The sequence below is a fragment of the Hydrophilobacter chitinilyticus genome, assembly GCF_049860745.1.
GTDB lineage: Bacteria > Pseudomonadota > Gammaproteobacteria > Burkholderiales > Burkholderiaceae_C > Rhodoferax_B.
In genome coordinates, this window is record NZ_CP187561.1 from 665,343 (window position 1) to 682,578 (window position 17,236).

Here is a 17,236-nt window from a genome sequence, read left to right on the forward strand (position 1 = left end):
GGTTTATGCCTCTGCGCGGATGGGGTTCACCAGGGTGCCAATGCGTTCGATCTCGACCTCGAAGCGGTCACCGGCTTTCATCCACACGGGTGGGGTGCGTGCCTGGCCTACGCCTGCGGGTGTGCCCATCACGATCACGTCGCCCGGCTCCAGCGTCAGCACATCGCTGAGCAGCGAAATGGTCTCTGCCACGCCCCAGATCATGTCGTCGGTGTTGGCGCTTTGCATGACTTCGCCGTTCAAGCGCCCTTGGATCTTCAAGCCTGTTGCGGCACGTGGCAGCTCGTCGGCCGTGACCAGCACGGGGCCAAAGCCGCCGGTGCCGTCAAAGTTCTTGCCGATGGTCCATTGCGGCGTGCGCTTCTGGTAGTCGCGTACCGACATGTCGTTGAAGCAGGTGTAGCCAAACACGTAGTTGGGCGCGTCTTCTTGCGACACGTGGCGCGGCACACGTTGGCCAATCACCAGGGCCAACTCGGCCTCGTAGTCAAACTTGACCGATACCTTGGGGGCAATGCCGGCTTCGCCATGCGCCACCAAAGACGTGGCACCACGGAAGAAGAACCACGGGTACTCAGGCTTCTCACGGCCGCCTTCTTTGGCGTGGTCGAAGTAGTTCAGGCCCAGGCAGATGGTCTTGCCGGGCTCGGGCACCAGTGGCGCGAGTTTCAGGCTGCTGAGCGGTACACGCGGTGCGCTGGAGGCCAGCGCAGCCTTAGCGGCAGCGGCCAAGTCCACGCCCGCGCGCAGGGCGGCGCGCAGGTCGGCAGGCACTTGCGGTTGAGCGGCGTGTAAGTCGATGACGGCATCGCCGTCAACCAGGCCGAGGCGGGCTTCGCCGTTGTGCAAGTAGGTGGTGAATTTCATGGGGTTCCTGTGCAGAAAGAATGAAAGAAAAGGGGGTTTAAGTTTTGATAAAGAACACTTGGCGTTGTGCCTCTTTGAGGCGCGCCGACGGTGGTTGCGAAATGCCCCACTGGTCAACGCGGCCGGGGGGCCACTTCCAGTCTTCTGGGCCACCGGCTTGGTAGCTGTCGTCGATCTGCTCCACCTCGGCGGTGTATTCGATGACCTCGCCAAACGGGCCGATGAAATAGTTGAAAGCGTTGTCGCCAGGGCCGTGGCGGCCGGGGCCCCATTCGATCTGGTGGCCGGCGTCGCGCATGCGGCCACCGCCGCGCATCACCGATTCCAGGTCGGGCATCACAAAGGCGATGTGGTTCAGCGCGTCGTTGTCGGTGTCGCCCAGGGCCACGCTGTGGTGGTCGCTGGCGCAGTTCAAGAAGGCCATGATGCGGGTGCGGTCGGCCAGCGTGAAGCCCAGGGCTTGTTCAAAGAAGCGCTGTGTGGCTTCAACGTCGTGGCTGTTCAGCACCGCGTGGGCCAGGCGCATGGGGCGGTCGGGCGTTTCATGGGCATCGGTGTGTTGGGTGTCGCCAAACACCACTTGCAGCAGGCGGCCGTCCGGGTCGCGCACGGTAAGGCCTATGCCGCCGCCGGGCTCGGTGATGGGAGCGATGGGCACGTGCACGCTGCCACCGGCTTGCACAGCGGCTTGGGCAATGGCGTCAAGCGCTTCGCGGTTGCGCGCGCGGAAGGTGGCGTGCACGATCTCGGCATTGGCGCCGCCCTCGTGCAGCGCCAGCAGGTGGTGGTCGGCGCCGGTGCCGCGCAGGTACAGGGCGTCGGGCGTGCGCGCCACCACGGCCAGGTGCCAGGTGTTGGTGTAGAAGTCTTCAGCGCGCGCCAGGTCGGGCACTTTGAGTGCCACGCTGCGCAGGCCGCCGATCCAGGGAGAGCTCATGTGCTTGCTTTCGTGAAGGTACGCGCCAGAAAACGGCGCGCGTTGCCATGGGTGAGTTGTTCCATCGTTTGGGCGTCCAAAGCCGCAACGTCCAACTGCTGCAGGGGTGCCGATTCGTGGAAGTTGAAGGGGTAGTCGGTGCCCACCAGCAATTGCGAGGCGCCGAACTGGCGCACCAAATGGACCAGCGTGGGCGGGTCGAACACCAGCGTGTCGAAGAAGAGTTGCCGGGCTTGTTCGGCCGGGGCGCTCAACACTTGTTCTTTGAGTGCCGGGAACACGCTCCAGCCTTTTTGCAGGCGCGGCAGCAGCATGGCGAGCGTGCCGCCACCGTGGCTGAAAGCAATGCGCAATTTGGGGCGGCGCAGCACCAGGTTGCTGGTGATCACCGAAGCGGCGGCCAGCCCTACGTCGGTGGGGTAGGCCAGTACTTGCTGCAGAGGTGGCGGGCCGACCAGGCGGTCCATGCCGGTGGGTTTGAGCGCATGCACAAACACGGCGGCGTTGAGCGCTTCGCAGGCTTCAAAGAACGGGTCAAACTGCGGCGCGCCAATCGGCATGCCGTTGACGTTGCTGCCAATCTCCACACCCGCAAAGCCCAGCGTCTCGACCGCGTAGCGCAGTTCGGCGATGGCCAGGGTGATGTCTTGCAGCGGCACGGCGCCCAGGCCGATGAGTGTGCCGTTTGACTCGGCCACCATGCTGGCGATCTGTTCGTTCAAGTAGCGCAGCAGTTGTGCGGCGTCTCCCGGTGCCATCCAATAAGACAGCAGTTCGGGCATGGGGGAGATGGCCTGGTGCTGCAGGCCCATGGTGGCCAGGTCGGCCAGGCGGTGCGTCACGCTCCAGCATTTCTCCGATACCGTGCGGTAGTTCTTGCCGGAGATCATCACGCTGCGGTGGCACAGCCCGTTCACGGGCGCTGCGGCGGCGGTGGATGGCCAGTCGCTTGGCGCTTTGCTGCCCAGGTAGGCCGGGAAGTGCTCGGGTACCACATGCGCATGCACGTCGATGCCACAAGCGCAGCGCGCATTTCGTGCCACTAGCCTTTGGCCGCTTTCTGAACCTGACGAACCTAACTCTGCCATCTTGTCTCCAACGCGCCGTGCACAGGTGTGCCGGCATCTTTATGGAGGCGAGTTTAGAAATCGCCAGTCAATTGATAAAGCAGATTTTCGATATACATAGAATCCATGCCATGGATATCAAAGACGTCGACCTAAACCTGCTGGTGGCCTTTGCCGCGATGACCGAGCACCGCGGCGTGACCCGTGCCGCCGAAGCCGTAGGCCTGAGCCAACCCGCGATGAGCGCCGCCGTAGCGCGCCTGCGGCTGTTGTTTGACGACCCGCTGTTTGTAAAGACCGCCGCCGGTATGCAGCCCACGCCGCGCGCGCAAGACCTGGCCGAGCCGGTGCGCCGCGTGATCGAGTCCATCAAGGTGGAGATCTTGCCGGCCTCGGCGTTCGACCCGCTCACGGCCACCAAACGTTTTGCCATCGTCACGCCCGACATTGCCGAGGTGCACTTTCTGCCGCAGATACTGGCGCACTTTGCCGAGGCCGCGCCGCATTGCTCGCTGCAAACCTTGTCTATGTCGCGTTATGCCGCTGCCGACGCGTTGGCATCCGGCGCGGCTGAGTTGGCGATTGGTTATTTGCCAGACCTGCAGAAGGCCGGCTTCTTTCTGCAGAAGCTGTTTCGCAACGACTACGTGTGTATCGTGCGGGCCGAACACCCGAGCGTAAAGGAGCGACTCACGCTCAAGGCATACTTGGCCGCATCACACGCGGTGGTGAGCCCGGACGGGCGCGAGCATCTGCTGGAGCAAGCATTGCAAGAGCGTGGCGTGGAGCGGCGCGTGACCGTGGGCCTGTCGCACTTCATGAGCCTGCTGCCCATCATTGAAAGCTCGGACCTGATTGCCACCGTACCGCGTGACCTGGCCAACATCTGTGTGCGCCACGGCGCCATTCGGATTGTGGAGCCACCCTTCAAGTCGCCGGTGGTGGAGGTGCACCAGTTCTGGCATCGGCGCTTTCACAAGGATGCCGCCAACATGTGGCTGCGCGGCCTGGTGCACAAGCTGTTCCACGCGTGAGCTTGGATGTTTACGCCTGAGACAGCGCGGGCACGATGCTTTGCATCGACTCCGCTGTTTCTGCCCAGCGGTCTTTGATCTCAATGATCTCGGGCAGTCTGGACAAGAAGGCCTGAACGACCTTGGGGTCGAAGTGTTTGCCGCTTTCGCGCTGCAGCAGTTCCAGGGCCGCGTCCACAGACCAGGCTTTTTTGTACGGGCGCTCACTGGTCAGCGCGTCAAACACATCTGCCACTGCGACGATGCGGCCCTCGATCGGAATGTCTTCCCCTTTCAAGCCACGCGGGTAGCCGCTGCCATCCCACTTTTCGTGGTGCGTGAGCGCGATGGTGTGGGCCGTGTGCAGCAGGCCCGGCGCGTGGCTGCCCATGATGCGTGCGCCCACCTCGGGGTGCTGGCGCATCACAGCCCATTCTTCGGGCGTGAGCGGGCCGCGCTTTTGCAGGATGGCGTCGGGCGTGCCGATTTTGCCGATGTCGTGCATGGGGGCGGCGTGGCACAACTCTTCGGCTCGCTCGGCACTGAAGCCATAAGCCAGCGCGGTCAAGCGCGCGAAGTGGCTCATGCGGATGACGTGCAGACCGGTTTCGTTGTCTTTGTATTCGGCCGCCATTCCCAGGCGCTGGATCAGTTCCAGCCGCGTTTGCCGCAGCGCATCAACCTGCACCAGCGACAAGTGTGTGCGCACCCTGGCCTTGGTGATGGCGGCGTTGATGGGCTTGGTGAGGTAGTCCACACAGCCCACAGCAAAGCCTTTGGCTTCGTCGTGGGTCTCGGACAAGGCGGTCACAAAAATGACCGGAATGTCGCGCGTGCTGGGCTTGCTTTTGAGCGCTTCACACACGGCGTAGCCCGATATCTCGGGCATCATGATGTCCAGCAGAATCAGGTCCGGGCGTTCTTGCTCGGCCAGCGCCAAGGCACGTTCGCCATTCTTGGCGAAGAACAAGCGGTAGTGGTCTTGCAGCACCACGCGCAAGACTTGCAGGTTGGTGGGTTCATCGTCCACCACCAAGATGGCGGGGCGGGCATCGGCGGTTGGCATGGTGGGGCTTTCAGTGTGGCGGCGTGGGAGTCAAGGCGTCTAACCAACTGGACAGGACGGTGTGGGCCTGGTCCATCTCAAAATCCTGCAAAGCGTTGTGCAATGCGTCGGCCTCTTGCAGATGGCCATGGCGGTGCATGGCATGGGTAAGGCGCATGATGACGGGCTCGTCATATTCGCCATGCTGGATTTGCGCGATGGCGGTGCGGCCGAGTTCTTCCAGTACGTGCGGGGAGTCGAATTCGCCGGTTGCGTCAGCCCTGGCAGGCGGGCTTGCAACGGCGGCTTGTGCGGCCGCATCTGCCATGGCCTCGTCCGTTACGCTTTGCATGGCCTGTAGCACATCGGGAAGCAGTGCACGTATGGTGAAAAGATCCATCTTGTGGGCGGCCGTTTCCAGCGCACCAAGGCGTTTGCTCAAGCTGGGTAGGCATAGGTTGGCGCTGGTGCCGCGCAGCTTGTGGGCAGTGCGGCGTAGTTCCCCCGTTTCTTCGTTCTGAGCCTGCAGCGTCAGCCGTTCAGTGAACGTTGGAATGTCTTTGACGAAGCGCGCCACTGCCGCCGCGTGTGTGGCATGGTCGCCCCACAGCGCCGCACCGGCGGCTTGGTCGATCGCGTGTTTGACGGGGTCGCTGGTGCGTCGGCTGGCGTTCGCGGCCTGAGGCGCGGGGGCATGAACCGCATTGGCTACCGTGCTGGTGACGCGCGCGATCTCCTGCATCAACGTCGGTTGGTCGATAGGCTTCACCGCAAAACCGTTCATGCCGGCGGCTTGTGTGGCCTGCCGGTCTTCTTCCAGCACGCTGGCTGTCAGCGCGATGATGGGCGTAGGTGTGCGCCCATGGGTTTGCTCAAATGCGCGGATCAGGCGTGTCGCGGCCAGGCCGTCGGTGCCCGGCATTTGCACATCCATAAGTACCACGTCGAACGCCCCTGTCTGGAAAGCGAGTGTGGCTTCTGAGCCGTCGCAGGCGGTGGTGACCTGGTGCCCTGCGTTGCGCAAGATCAGGCTCAGCAGTTCGATGTTTTGTGGCACATCATCCACCGCCAAGATCCGCAAGGCTGGCATTTCAAACAAGGTGATCTGGTGTTCTTGCGCGACCGGTTTGCCTTCTACCAACGGAACCAGCACGTGAAAGATGCTGCCGATGCCCAGCGTGCTTTCCGCCCAGAGTTGCCCCTTCATCAAGCTGACCAACTGGCGCGAAATAGTGGTGCCCAGTCCGGTGCCGCCAAAGCGGCGCGTGGTGGACGCATCGGCTTGGGCGAAGGGGTCGAAGATGCTTTCCAGGCGTTCGGGGGCAATGCCAATGCCGGTGTCGTGCACGGCCAGGTGCAGTTGATCACCCTGGCGTTCGGCCACCAGTTTCACGGCGCCTTTTTCGGTGAACTTGATGGCATTGCTCAGCAGGTTGGTGATGATCTGGCGCATGCGTAGCGCATCGCCCACCAGGAAGTCACTGAGGCCGGGGGCATATTCCAATGACAGCGCTAGCTGCTTTTTGCCGGCCACCAGTTCCATTGAATCGACGACCGAGGCGCACAGGTCTTTGAGTGAATAGTCCAGCCGTTCCAGCTCCAGCGCATTGCGTTCGAGTTTGGCGGTGTCCAGAATATCGTTGAGCAAACCGAGGAGCGAACGCCCGCTGTTGCGCACGGTGGTCAGGTAGCGCCGCTGTTGCTCGTCCAGCCCAGTGCCCAGCAGCAACTCGCTGAAGCCGATGATGGCGTTCATGGGGGTGCGGATCTCGTGGCTCATGTTGGCCAGAAAGGTGGACTTGCTGGCGGCAGCACGTTCGGCCGCTTCTTTGGCATCGCGCAGCGCCTGTTCTTTCTCAAAGCGCTCGGTCAGGTCGATGAGGATGCCGTCGACCGAGGTGACCGTCTCGTTTTCGTCCACCGCCGGTGTGCCCGAGAACAACACGTGCACGATGCGCCCGCTGCGGTGGATGAAGCGGTGCGGGTTGTTGTAGCTGCGCTTGGTGGCGATGGCGGCGTTGGACGTGGCAAATGCGGCCTCCACATCATCGGGGTGCAGGAGTTCTGGAAACGTGACGCGACCTTGCATGAAGTCTTCAGCAGTCCAGCCCAAAAGGGACTCCACTGCGTCGCTCACATACAGCGGAGACCAGTCTGTGCGCACCCGCACCATCACGCACGGGGTGTTGGCAATTAGGGTGCGGCTGAGCTGTTCGCTGGCGCGTAGCGCTTCTTCGTTTTTGTGCGTCTCAGTGATGTCAAACACAATGCCGTCGATGTATTTGAGCTTTCTGTTTTCGTCAAACACGGCGCAGTTTTGCGACGATATCCAGACGTAGTGGCCATCGCGGTGGCGCCACCGGTAGTTCACCACGTAGGTTGGGTTTTCGGGCGTGGTGGCGAGCGCGGCTTGTCTGGTGCACTCCACATCTTCGGGATGGATGGCTCCCATGACGGTGACCTTGCCCGTCGTGAAGTCTTCGTTGTGCCAGCCCAGCAATGCGGGCATGCCGTCGCTGATGAAGATCGGTGTGAGATCTTTGTTGACCTTCAGCCGGTACACCACGCCCGGAATATTGCTGACCAATGTTTTGAACTGCGCTTGCTGTTCCTGCAGGGCCAGCTCCAGGGTCTTGGCATCGCTCACATCGAAATGCACGCTGTCAATCCATTTGACGCCGTCCTCGTCGTCCACCACGTAACCGTGCGAGCGCAGCCAGATGTAGTGGCCGTTCTGGTGCCGTACGCGCACCGTGTGGGCAAACTGTTTGGAGGTGGTCATGCATTCGTTGACGACTTTTTCTGCATACGCCAGGTCTTCGGGGTGGATCAGGTCGCGCAGACGCATGCCGCCTTCGGTGAAGGCGCTGGCGGGCCAGCCGAGGGTGTGTTCCACCGCGTTGCTGATGAAGACCACCGAGCGCCGCTCGTCGCCCCTGCGGCGCATCACGATGCCGGGCAAATTGCGGATGAGCGAGCTGAAGCGCTCTTCGCGTTCCTGCGCCTGTTGCTCCAGTTTTTTGGCACGCGTGATGTCGAGCAGCACGCTGTCCATCCACTTTGGCGCACCATCGGTGCCGTACTGCGCCCGGCCTCGCACCTGGACCCAGACCTCATGGCCGTCGCGGTGGCGCATGCGGAATTCGGTCTCGTAGCTGGTGTGGTCACGCACCGCTTGTTCGCGCAGAGCGACCACGCGCTGCAATTCGTCGGGTTGCAGCAGGTCTTGCATCTTGACGGTTTTCTGCAAGAAAGCACTGGCCGGCCAGCCCGACAAGGTGCGAATGGCGTCGCTCATGAAGTACACGTTGAAAGGGGCGGTGGCACTGCTGCGCAACACGACGCCGGGGATGTTGGCGATCAAGGTGCGCATCTGCGCTTCGTTTTCGCGCAGCGCCAACTCGGCCAACTTTTGCTCTGTGATGTCCAGCAGAAGACCATCGAGCGACTGCACGTGGCCCTGTGCATCGTGCGCCACGTTGCCGCGCGCCATGATCCACACGGTATGGCCTTGGCGGTGAATCAGCCGAAACTCGGACTCAAACCGGCTTTGGTCGCGCATGGCGGCCTTGAGCTGCACGCGGTACTCCTCGCGGTCTTCGGGGTGCACCAGGTCGGCCAGGCGCAGGCGCTGGCTGGTGAAGTCGGCCGGGCTCCAGCCGGTGAGCACTTTGGCGCCTTCGCTCACGTAAGTGGTGTCGCGCTCGGGCAAGCGGATGCGGTAGGCCATGCCGGGCGTGTTGCGCACCAGCGAGCGCATGCGCGCCTCGCTCTCGAACAGCGCCTGCTCCATGGTTTTGCGTTCGCGGATGTCGCACACCTGCGCGACAAACCAGCGTGCATCGCGCAGTGCCACTTCGCCTACCGACAAACGCACCGGCACCAACTGGCCGTCTTTGCGCACGGCCTCGCTTTCCTGCATGGAAGTGTTGGTGTCTTTGCGCTCGGCCAGTTTCGCGAGCCCCGCGTCAGCCAGGTGGATCAGCAGGTCGGCCGCCTTGAGGTATTTAACTTCGTCCAGGCTCCAGCCGAACAAGCGTAGCCCGGCCGGGTTCATGGCCTGCACGCGGCCGGTGTCATCAAACAGCACCACAGCATCGGTCAAGGTGTTCAGCGTGCTGCGCAAGCGCGTTTCGCTGGTGTTGGCCTGGTGGAGCAGTTCCTGAAAGCGCAGCAGGTCGTTGCCTGCCGCCACAAGCAGCAGCAAGATGGCGGTGGTCAGCGCGATGCCGTAGGCGATGACGTCGTTGCGCTCCCAGTCCAGGCCTGGCATGGGCGTGGCGGGGATCGGCAGGCTGGTGTAGCTGGTCTCCAGCCCGGCGAGCGGCAGCATGTGTATCGCCGCGACCGCCAGTCCCAACACAATGCCGCTGATCCAGATGCGCACCAGCGGCGGCAGCTTTTTGGCCGAAGGCCATTGGCGCATACCAAAGCGAAACCACAAAGTGCCTACCGACAGGGCCAGCGCCAGGCAGTTGGCGGCCAGGGTGTCGATGGGCAAGATGTGGACGGGCAGTGGGAGCTGCAGTGCCTCCAGACCGGTGTAGTGCATCGTGACGATGCCAACAGCCAGCAGCCCGCCGCAAAAGGTGATGTGCAATGGCTTGGCCTGCTTGCGCGTCAAGACGAGCATGACAGCCCAGGTTGAAAGCCATACGGGCAACAAAGCCACCACCGTGTAGCGCCATTCGAGCGTGACGGGAAATGGCCAGCGCATGGCTTGCAGGCTGATGAAGTGCATGGCCCAAATGCCCACGGCCAAAGCGGTGGCCCCCGTACCGATGGCCAGGCGGCGCGAAAGAGGTCTTTGCGTCCAGCGTCCTTGGCTGGCCACTTGCAGGGCCATGGTGCAGGCGACGACGGCAATCAGCACCGACATGGTGAGCAGCCACGGCTCACGTTCACCCAGTTGCAGTAGCGAAACCGTTTTTTGTATGTTTGCGCGAGCAGTCAAAGCGTCCATGACGGGTTGTTCTCATGTGTGTAACTTCTTTGAGTTGATCACTTTAGAGAATTAATTAACATGTTGTATACATATCAATTTCTCAGAACCCTGTACTAGTTCCGCTTTTGGGTGTCTTTTTGATGGGTCAAGGGTGTTTGAGTGCGGCTAAATGCGCACAAAGACCTTGACGGGCGTCGTCGATGCTCTGTCAAAAATAACAGGTAATAAAAACAGTTGGATACAAAAGGCGTCAGTTGAGGGCGCGATGGCGCACTCAACGGATGGGCGTTTGAACTGAAAAAGAGCGCATTAGCGCCTTTCAGAAGGCCGCGTCAGAGTTGCGCGATGGCGCTGCGCAAGTCGTCGACGGCCAGCACTTCCGACAACACCACCGGGGCTTGCCCGGGCTTCAACAGCACGTAAACCGGCACGCCGCTGCGGCCCAGCTCGGCCAGCGCAGCGGTGATGGCCGGGTCGCGGCGCGTCCAGTCGGCGCGCAACAGTGTCACCTGCTTGGCCTGCAGATCGGCCAGCACGCTGGCATCCGCCAGGGTGGTGAGCTTGTTGTACTGGCAGGTGACACACCAGGCGGCGGTGAAGTCGATCATCACCGGGCGGCCTTGCGCGTGGGCTTGCTGCACCTTGTCGCGCGACCACGGTTGCCACACCACGCCTGAAGCGTTGCTGGTGGTGGCGACGGCGGCACTTGGCTCCATGGGCATGATGACGTTGTGGCCGATGGAGCCCGTCAGCAACGCCAGCGCCGCGACGGACAAAGTGGCGATCAGCGGCCGCCCCCAGCCCGACAGCGTGAACGACCACAGCACCGCGCTCACACACAACAGCAAGGCCAGCAACGCCGCCGCACCGTTGATGCCGGTTTGCTGCCCCAGCACCCACACCAGCCAGACCACGGTGGCGAGCATCGGGAAGGCCATGAAACGGCGCAACTGTTCCATCCACAGCCCAGGCCTTGGCAGCCAACTGGCCACCACCGGGGTGAGGCTGGCCAGCAGATAGGGCAGGGCCATGCCCAGGCCCAGCGTGGCAAAAATCAGCAGCGCCTGCGCCGCCGGCAAACCAATCGCCAGGCCTAACGAGGCGCCCATGAAGGGTGCCGTGCAGGGCGAGGCAATGGCCACGGCCAGCACGCCAGACAAAAAGTCGTTCCATCCCGCATGGCGCAGTTGCAGACCGGCCAGGCTTCCTGGCAACAGGTTGCCAAAGCTGAACAAGCCGGCCAGGTTCAGCCCGATCACCGTGAACAGCAACGCCAAACCCGCCACCATGGCAGGTGACTGCAGTTGAAAGCCCCAGCCGAGTTGCGCCCCGGCTGCGCGCAGCCCCAGCATCGCGCCGCCCAGCGCCAGGAACGACAACACCACACCGGCGGTGTAGGCCAGCCCGCCGAGGCGCAGCGCACGCCGGTCTTGGCCGTGGCGCGCAAAACCCACCACCTTCAAGGCCAGCACGGGGAACACGCAGGGCATCAGGTTCAAGATCAGCCCACCGAGCAGGGCGCCCAGCAACGCGGCGACCAGCGTCACGCCCGTGGCGGGGGCCAGCGGTGCTGCTGCGTTGGCGGCCAAGGCGGCTTGTAGCGCGGGCGCGATCGCAGCCGGTGCGGCCACGGGCGGCCAGGGCGTGGTGACCTCGGCCACGGTGCGAAAGCCTTGGCGCGCGGCGTTGTCTGCGTTGACCGTGGCCAGCACGATGGGCATTTGCGCCGGGCTTTCGCTGCGGTGCGCAGACAGCGGCACCTGCGCCGTCCACACGGCGCCTTGCCAGCTCTGCTGAATGTCGGCGGCGGTGTGGATCACTTCAGGGGTTTCAGGATAGAAGGTGAGCGTTTGGCCCTGCACACTCTTGGGCAGGCCGGTCACACGCACTTCCAACTGGTCGCCCTTGTCGCCGCTGATCGCCGCCGTGCTACTCGCCGAAAGGGGTTTGGGTTGTGCGGCTTGGGCGGCCAGGAAGGCTGGGCTGTTGAGCGCGGTAGAGCCACGCACCGGCACCTTCAGCGCGAACTCGCCTTCTTCGGGAATGCATTCTTTGCGGCACACCAGCCAGGCGGCCTTGAGGCGAATCTCTACTTCGCTGGCCAATAGCGGCGGCTTGAAGTCGGCGCTGATTTCCAGCGGCACGGGCAGCAGCACCGTGCCTTCATAGCCGTAGTTGGCCAGCGTGCCGATGGGAATCTTGCGCGGCAGCGGCCAAGCGATGTCGCCCGCTTGTATGCCGGTGGGCAGCGTCCAGTGCAGTTCGGTGGGCAAGCCCGAATCGCCGGAGTTCTTCCAATAGGTGTGCCACTCGGGGGCATGCTGCAGTTGCAGGCCCACCCACACTTGCTGACCCGGGACGATGCCGTTGGGGGCGTAGGCCATCAACTCGGCTTGCACACGCGGCGTGGTCACCGTATGCAGTGTGGGCTTTAAAGAGCTTTGGGCGTTTGCGCTTATCCCGGCTGCGTAAGCAGCTGCGAAAAAGATAGCGAGTAGAAAAGTCTTGAAAACGGAGTGGCGGCGCATTGCGTGTTCGGAGTGGATCTGCGCTGCCTTAGTTCCGAGAGCGAGGCCTTTAGACCTCAGCCGGCGCAGCGAACCCCAATACTACGCGCCGTGTGGTGGCCGACTTCTTCTCGATCTTGGTTGCGACGATGGCGCCAATCTCTGCCGTGTTGGCCACATGGGTGCCGCCGCAGGGTTGGAAGTCGATTAGGTTTTCTTCAGCATCGCCGCCAATACGAATGGTGCGGATGTGGCCCGAGCCGCGCGGCGGCTGCACCGACATGCTTTTCACCAAGCTGGGGTTGGCGTCCAACTCGGCATCGGTGATCTCACCCACCGACACCGCGTGCCCAGCGGCCACCAGCGCGGCAATGCCGGCGCTCAGGGCGTCTTTGTCCAGCGGGTCGGTCATGTTGAAGTCGATGCGCGCGTATTCGGGTGTGATCGAGCAGCCGTTCACCAACTGCGGCACCAAGTGGCACAACAGGTGGGTGGTGGTGTGAAAACGCATGAGCTTGTGGCGCCGTTGCCAGTCGATGCGCGCGGTGACGGTGTCGCCCACCTTCAACGCGGCCAGTTCTTCAAGTTGTTCGGGGCTGGGCACGTGCACGATGGATTGGTTGGGCTGGCCGTCGGCGTCGCGGCCCTTGCGGGTGTCGACCACTGTCAGGCTCACGCCGCTGGCCAGTTGCAGCATGCCGGTGTCGCCGGCTTGGCCGCCACCCAAGGGGTAGAACACGGTTTGGTCGAGCACGATGCCCTGTTCGGTGATGGCGATGATCTGTGCCTCGCATTCGGTGCGGTAGGCGTCTTGGCGAAACAGGTCAGTGGTCATGTGCAAAACAGCTGGGGAAAACCCCGCTATTTTGCCTGTGTCGCGTAGAGGACTTGGGATGGCACCCGACAAGCCCCTCCGCTCAGGCCTCCACCCAGGCATTAAGCCAGCGCGCCAGCGGGCGGTAACCCGCCGGCGCCTTGCTGTGTTGACCACGCCGGTAAGCGCTTGAACAGTGAAAGAAGTATCGGCCAAATCCGCCGGAAGGCTTTTCTGTAGTTTTCTCCAAACGGCGTGGTTGACGATAAATTTGCTGAAATTTCAAATTTCAAAGAATATTCATCTTTATGGATAAAACAGACAGAAAAATCCTTCGGGTGCTGCAAGGTGATGCGCGCGCCAGCATGCAAGACATCAGCCAGGCCGTGGGGCTGAGCGCTTCGCCGTGTTGGGAGCGCATCAAACGCATGGAGCAGGCGGGCGTGATCGAGGGCTACACCGTGCGCCTGAACGCCGCCGCGCTTGATTTGGGCGAAACGGTGCTGGTGCAGGTGACGCTGGACAGCCACTCTGACAACACGCTGGAGAAGTTTGGCGAAACGCTGGCCACCATCCCCGAGGTGATCGAGGCGTACCTGGTCTCGGGCGACTACGACTACTTGCTGCGCGTGGCCGTGCGCGACACCAAGGACTACGAGCGCCTGTTGCGCGAGAAGCTCTACAAGATCAAAGGCATTCGGCACAGCAAATCGAGCATCGTGCTGCGCACATTGAAGAAAGCCGATCTGCCTTTGATCTGAACCGCTTTTTTAGACGCAGCGGCCGCCGTCTACTTCGATACATACGCCCGTAATAAAGGCAGCTTCATCGCTGGCCAGGTACAACGCGGCGTTGGCCACGTCTTGCGCGGTAGAGAAGCGCCCGAGCGGAATCGTCGCCAGGAACTTGGCGCGGCGCGCGTCGTCCACCGGGCCGCCGGCAAACTCGGCAGACAAGCCAGTGTCGGGGTTGAACACCGGGTTCAGGCAGTTCACGCGGATGTTGTCCGGGCCCAGCTCAGCGGCGAGCGACTTGCTCAGCGTGATGGCGGCGCCCTTGGATGCGTTGTACCAAGTCAGGCCTGGGCGTGGGCGAATGCCGGCGGTCGATGCAATGTTGATGAAGCTGCCGCCGCCGTTCTGGCGGAACACCGGCACGGCGTGCATGGTGGCTAGGTACAGGCTCTTCACGTTGACGGCGAAGCACTTGTCGAATTCGTCTTCCGACACTTCGAGTGCGGGGCGGTTGCGGTGCGTCCAGCCGGCGTTGTTCACCATCACGTCCAGACGGCCATAAGCTTTGACGGTGGCGTCGACCAAGGCTTTGACGTCATCGGACTTGGTCACGTCGGCCGCGACAAACAGGGCGGTGCCGCCCGCCGCGTTGATGTCGGCCGTGACTTTTTGGCCCAACGTGGGGTTGATGTCATTCACCACCACCTTGGCACCCTCGGCCGCCAGTCGGCGCGCAATGCCCTCGCCAATGCCGCCGCCCGAGCCGGTCACGATGACCACTTTGTTTTCGATACGCATGAATGTCTCCCGAATTAGTCGTGCTTGATTGAGATGGTCTTCAAAACCGTAAAACCGTAGAGCGCCTCGAAGCCTTTTTCGCGCCCATAACCGCTGGCCTTCACGCCGCCAAACGGCAGCTCAATGCCGCCGCCCGCGCCGTAGTTGTTGATGAACACCTGGCCCGAGCGCACCTTGCGCGCCATGCGCATCTGGCGGCCGCCGTCGCGTGTCCACACACTGGCGACCAGGCCGTAATCGGTGCTGTTGGCCAGACGGGCGGCGTCGGCCTCGTCGTCGAACGGCATGGCGGCGATCACCGGGCCAAACACTTCTTCTTGCGCTAGGCGGTGCTGGGCTGGCACGTCGCGTACCAGCGTGGGCGCTGCGTAAAAGCCGCTCTTGGGCGCTTCCGTCACGATCTGGCCTTGGGCCGCAATGCCCAGGCCGTCGCGCCGCACTTCATCCAAAAAACCTGTCACGCGCTGCAGTTGCGTGTGGCGGATCAGCGGGCCGCAGTCCAAGTCCATTTGCGACGGGCCGACGCGCAGCTTGGCAAATGCCTGGCCGAGCTTCTCGACCACCGACTCGTAGGCGCTGCGCTCCACGAGCAAGCGGCTGCCGGCCGAGCAGGTTTGCCCGGCGTTCTGCACGATGGCGTTGACCACCACGGGCAGCATGGCGTCAAAGTCGGCATCGGCAAACACGATCTGCGGCGACTTGCCGCCCAACTCCAGTGTCACCGGCGTGTGGTTCTCGGCGGCGGCGCGCACCACCACCTTGCCAATGGCGGGCGAGCCGGTGAACGAGATGTGGTCGATGCCGGGGTGCTTCACCAGTGCATCGCCCACCTCGTGGCCGTAGCCGGTAACGATGTTCAGCGCGCCGGGCGGAAAGCCCGCCTCGGCGGCCAACTCGGCCACGCGCAGCAGCGACAGGCAAGCGTCTTCGGCCGGCTTCACCACACAGGCATTGCCGGCCGCCAAGGCGCCACCCACGCTGCGACCAAAAATCTGCAGCGGGTAGTTCCACGGAATGATGTGCCCGGTCACGCCATGCGGCTCGCGGATGGACAGCACGGTGTAGCCGTTTTGGTAGGGAATGGTGTAGCCGTGCAGCTTGTCGGCCGCACCGGCGTAGAACTCGAAGTAACGCGACACGGCGGTGGCGTCGGCACGCGCTTGTTTCAGCGGCTTGCCGCAGTCGCGTGCTTCCAGTTGCGCCAGTTCTTCCACGTGGTCTTGCATCTTCAGCGCCAGCTTGTGCAGCAGGCGGCCACGCTCGGCGGCGGTGAGGCGGCCCCAATCTCCCGTGTTCTGGCCTTCGTAGGCGGTGCGCGCGGCGGCGATGGCTTGGTCGATGTCGGCGCTATTGCCCCGCGCCAGTGCGTCGAAGGTTTCGCCGGTAGACGGGTCGATGACGGGAATGCTTTCGCCGGATGCCGGTGGCACCCAGCGGTTGGCGATGAAATGTTGCTTCACGGTGTCTCCTAATGACTCATGGCATCTTAGAAGTTGTGGTGTAAAGTTGTCAATATGGTTTACTAATATGCGTTCTGAAGGGGGGTGATGGGGCAGGGTTCAACCTGAAAGCGACAAAATCTGTCATTTCAAGTGATGACTTTCTGTCATGTCAAGCTGAAAATAAAACGCCATGCGCAGCAAATCGCCATCCTCCAAAGAACCATCCGATGCCTCCACGGCAGAAGCTTTGGCGCACGCTTTGGCCGACCTGGGCGTCGAGCCCGTGCGCCACGAGCGTTTTGCCGAGCGCGTGTACGACAGCCTGTTCCACTCCATCATGACCGGCAAGCTGGCGCCCGAAGCGCGGCTGCCGTCCGAGCTGGAACTGGCCGCGCTGTTCGACGTCTCGCGCCCCGTGGTGCGCCAAGCGCTCGACCGCTTGCGTGGCGATCGTCTGGTTGAATCGCGCCGAGGTTCCGGCACCTACGTCACGGCCACCCCCGGTGCCCTGGCCGCCGCGCCGCCCGAGCGCAGCGCGGCCGACATGAGCCACATCCTCTACGGCCTGGAGCTGCGCCTGGTGGTCGAGCCCGAATGCGCCTACTTCGCAGCGCTGCGCCGTAAACCACACGACCTGGAGCGCATGGCCGCCATGCTCGACGGTTTTGACGCCGCCGCCAAACGCGGCGACGTGGCCCATCACTTCGACTACGGCTTTCACGAAGCAGTGGCGCAAGCCTCGGCCAACCCACGGCTGGCGCAGGTGTTGAAAACGCTGGAGTACGACGTAAGCCACGCCGTCAACCTGTGGCGCCATCTGGCCCACATGAAACCCTGGCGCCGCACCCAAGACGCACTCGACGAACACCGCGCCATCTTCGACCTCATCAAGGCACAAGACGGTGAGGGCGCCCGCCGGGCGATGCGCGGTCACATCGAGAACGCACGGGTGCGCATGCTGGAGTTGGAGCCGCGGATTTAGCGCGAGGGGCTGTGCCGATGGCGCCCAATGGGCGTCTGCTTGAGCCGTGGGCAGGCACTGGACATTGTTGAGAAAACAAAGTGAA

General features: G+C 62.9%; 12 protein-coding genes. 3 read left to right on the plus strand and 9 right to left on the minus strand.

Annotated elements, in window-relative coordinates:
• Positions 1-3: 3 nt before the first annotated feature.
• From ACPWMG_RS03220 to ACPWMG_RS03230, 3 genes are read right to left on the minus strand one after another with little or no spacing between them, the layout of a single operon-like run.
• Entirely contained in the window at positions 4-867 is an 864-nt protein-coding gene (locus ACPWMG_RS03220) for a fumarylacetoacetate hydrolase family protein (RefSeq protein ID WP_483303227.1), read from the minus strand.
• Between the two features lie 37 nt (positions 868-904).
• Positions 905-1,804, minus strand: coding sequence for a VOC family protein (locus tag ACPWMG_RS03225; protein ID WP_483303228.1), 900 nt, complete (start codon positions 1,802-1,804; stop codon positions 905-907).
• On the minus strand, positions 1,801-2,892 hold the full coding sequence (locus tag ACPWMG_RS03230) for an amidohydrolase family protein (protein ID WP_483303229.1): 1,092 nt from the start codon (positions 2,890-2,892) through the stop codon (positions 1,801-1,803). Before ACPWMG_RS03230 ends, ACPWMG_RS03225 begins: the two co-directional genes overlap by 4 nt.
• A 110-nt stretch (positions 2,893-3,002) precedes the next feature.
• On the opposite strand from ACPWMG_RS03230, the gene ACPWMG_RS03235 reads away from it, so the two are divergent.
• Positions 3,003-3,905: a LysR family transcriptional regulator gene (locus ACPWMG_RS03235; RefSeq protein WP_483303230.1), complete on the plus strand. Its 903-nt coding sequence runs from the start codon at positions 3,003-3,005 to the stop codon at positions 3,903-3,905.
• A gap of 10 nt (positions 3,906-3,915) precedes the next feature.
• Here the strand turns inward: ACPWMG_RS03235 and ACPWMG_RS03240 are convergent, their stop codons facing one another.
• From ACPWMG_RS03240 to ACPWMG_RS03255, 4 genes are all read right to left on the minus strand, one after another.
• The gene (locus ACPWMG_RS03240) at positions 3,916-4,950 is read right to left on the minus strand and encodes an HD domain-containing phosphohydrolase (RefSeq protein WP_483303231.1); all 1,035 of its coding nucleotides are present in this window, start codon (positions 4,948-4,950) and stop codon (positions 3,916-3,918) included.
• A 10-nt stretch (positions 4,951-4,960) separates the two neighbouring features.
• Positions 4,961-9,892: a PAS domain-containing protein gene (locus ACPWMG_RS03245; RefSeq protein WP_483303232.1), complete on the minus strand. Its 4,932-nt coding sequence runs from the start codon at positions 9,890-9,892 to the stop codon at positions 4,961-4,963.
• Between the two features lie 314 nt (positions 9,893-10,206).
• Entirely contained in the window at positions 10,207-12,402 is a 2,196-nt protein-coding gene (locus ACPWMG_RS03250) for a protein-disulfide reductase DsbD family protein (RefSeq protein WP_483303233.1), read from the minus strand.
• Positions 12,403-12,451: 49 nt separating this feature from the next.
• On the minus strand, positions 12,452-13,216 hold the full coding sequence (locus ACPWMG_RS03255; protein WP_483303234.1) for an alanyl-tRNA editing protein: 765 nt from the start codon (positions 13,214-13,216) through the stop codon (positions 12,452-12,454).
• A 287-nt stretch (positions 13,217-13,503) separates the two neighbouring features.
• On the opposite strand from ACPWMG_RS03255, the gene ACPWMG_RS03260 reads away from it, so the two are divergent.
• Complete coding sequence (locus ACPWMG_RS03260; protein WP_483303235.1) at positions 13,504-13,956, plus strand: Lrp/AsnC family transcriptional regulator; 453 nt, start codon at positions 13,504-13,506, stop codon at positions 13,954-13,956.
• Between the two features lie 9 nt (positions 13,957-13,965).
• Here ACPWMG_RS03260 and ACPWMG_RS03265 read toward each other — a convergent pair whose 3' ends face one another.
• Both ACPWMG_RS03265 and ACPWMG_RS03270 read right to left on the minus strand, forming a co-directional pair.
• On the minus strand, positions 13,966-14,727 hold the full coding sequence (locus ACPWMG_RS03265) for an SDR family oxidoreductase (protein ID WP_483303236.1): 762 nt from the start codon (positions 14,725-14,727) through the stop codon (positions 13,966-13,968).
• A 14-nt stretch (positions 14,728-14,741) separates the two neighbouring features.
• Positions 14,742-16,187 carry an aldehyde dehydrogenase family protein gene (locus tag ACPWMG_RS03270; protein ID WP_483303237.1) on the minus strand — a complete coding sequence of 482 codons (1,446 nt, stop codon included), beginning with the start codon at positions 16,185-16,187 and terminating at the stop codon, positions 14,742-14,744.
• 172 nt (positions 16,188-16,359) lie between these two features.
• Here ACPWMG_RS03270 and ACPWMG_RS03275 point away from each other — a divergent pair, with 172 nt between their 5' ends.
• Positions 16,360-17,151, plus strand: a complete 792-nt coding sequence (locus ACPWMG_RS03275) for a FadR/GntR family transcriptional regulator (RefSeq protein ID WP_483303238.1) — start codon at positions 16,360-16,362, stop codon at positions 17,149-17,151.
• The last annotated feature ends 85 nt before the right edge of the window (positions 17,152-17,236 follow it).

What these genes read in the sequence shown, in the direction of transcription:
- ACPWMG_RS03220 (WP_483303227.1), bottom strand. Translation starts at nt 867, where the DNA reads ATGAAATTCACCACCTACTTGCACAACGGCGAAGCCCGCCTCGGCCTG.
- ACPWMG_RS03225 (WP_483303228.1), bottom strand. Translation starts at nt 1,804, where the DNA reads ATGAGCTCTCCCTGGATCGGCGGCCTGCGCAGCGTGGCACTCAAAGTG.
- ACPWMG_RS03230 (WP_483303229.1), bottom strand. Translation starts at nt 2,892, where the DNA reads ATGGCAGAGTTAGGTTCGTCAGGTTCAGAAAGCGGCCAAAGGCTAGTG.
- ACPWMG_RS03235 (WP_483303230.1), top strand. Translation starts at nt 3,003, where the DNA reads ATGGATATCAAAGACGTCGACCTAAACCTGCTGGTGGCCTTTGCCGCG.
- ACPWMG_RS03240 (WP_483303231.1), bottom strand. Translation starts at nt 4,950, where the DNA reads ATGCCAACCGCCGATGCCCGCCCCGCCATCTTGGTGGTGGACGATGAA.
- ACPWMG_RS03245 (WP_483303232.1), bottom strand. Translation starts at nt 9,892, where the DNA reads ATGGACGCTTTGACTGCTCGCGCAAACATACAAAAAACGGTTTCGCTA.
- ACPWMG_RS03250 (WP_483303233.1), bottom strand. Translation starts at nt 12,402, where the DNA reads ATGCGCCGCCACTCCGTTTTCAAGACTTTTCTACTCGCTATCTTTTTC.
- ACPWMG_RS03255 (WP_483303234.1), bottom strand. Translation starts at nt 13,216, where the DNA reads ATGACCACTGACCTGTTTCGCCAAGACGCCTACCGCACCGAATGCGAG.
- ACPWMG_RS03260 (WP_483303235.1), top strand. Translation starts at nt 13,504, where the DNA reads ATGGATAAAACAGACAGAAAAATCCTTCGGGTGCTGCAAGGTGATGCG.
- ACPWMG_RS03265 (WP_483303236.1), bottom strand. Translation starts at nt 14,727, where the DNA reads ATGCGTATCGAAAACAAAGTGGTCATCGTGACCGGCTCGGGCGGCGGC.
- ACPWMG_RS03275 (WP_483303238.1), top strand. Translation starts at nt 16,360, where the DNA reads ATGCGCAGCAAATCGCCATCCTCCAAAGAACCATCCGATGCCTCCACG.